Source organism: Paenibacillus sp. OT2-17 (genome assembly GCF_009827695.1).
Lineage (GTDB): Bacteria > Bacillota > Bacilli > Paenibacillales > Paenibacillaceae > Paenibacillus > Paenibacillus polymyxa_B.
Window position 1 is genome coordinate 1 of the sequence record NZ_WUDQ01001048.1, and the last position, 543, is coordinate 543.

Sequence of the window (543 nt, forward strand, 5' to 3'; positions counted from 1 at the left end):
AGGCTATCGCTCATCTTGGACATCCGATCTGCTTCCGCGATGATGATATCGAGATAACGACTTCGCTCGTTATCTGCTATATCTACTTGCTTGAGTGCTATAGCATAACCGGATATCGAGGTGAGCGGCGACTGAACTTCATGCGACACATTCGTGACGAACTCCCTACGCATCTGCTCAAGTTGCTGTAGATCATGCATCATTTCTTCAAAGCTGCGAGCCAAAGTACCTAGCTCACCCTTTTGCTTAATATTCAGCTTGACGTTGAAATCTCCAACTGCTATACGTCTGGTCGCTTTTGTCAGTTTTTTGATCGGTCTGACTAGGAATATAGAGGCAACCAAAATCAATAGACTTCCTGTTACCAACGAATAGGTCAAAAAAGTAAATAACCATTTTTGAGCAAAAGAGACGGAAGGATACATAAGCGGCTCCACAAACATCGCTTTCATTCCCATTTCCGTTTTCAACCTCAGTCCCAAGAGGTTCATTGAAACACTACTCGGATTAACTTGAACAACTTCTCCACCCAATACTTTCCTT

The 543-nt window shown here is 43.3% G+C and carries 1 protein-coding gene; it reads right to left on the reverse strand.

The window, feature by feature from the left end; translation table 11 throughout:
* The coding region (locus tag GRP75_RS28970) for a HAMP domain-containing protein (protein WP_160791112.1) at positions 1 to 543 on the reverse strand (543 nt) is incomplete at both ends.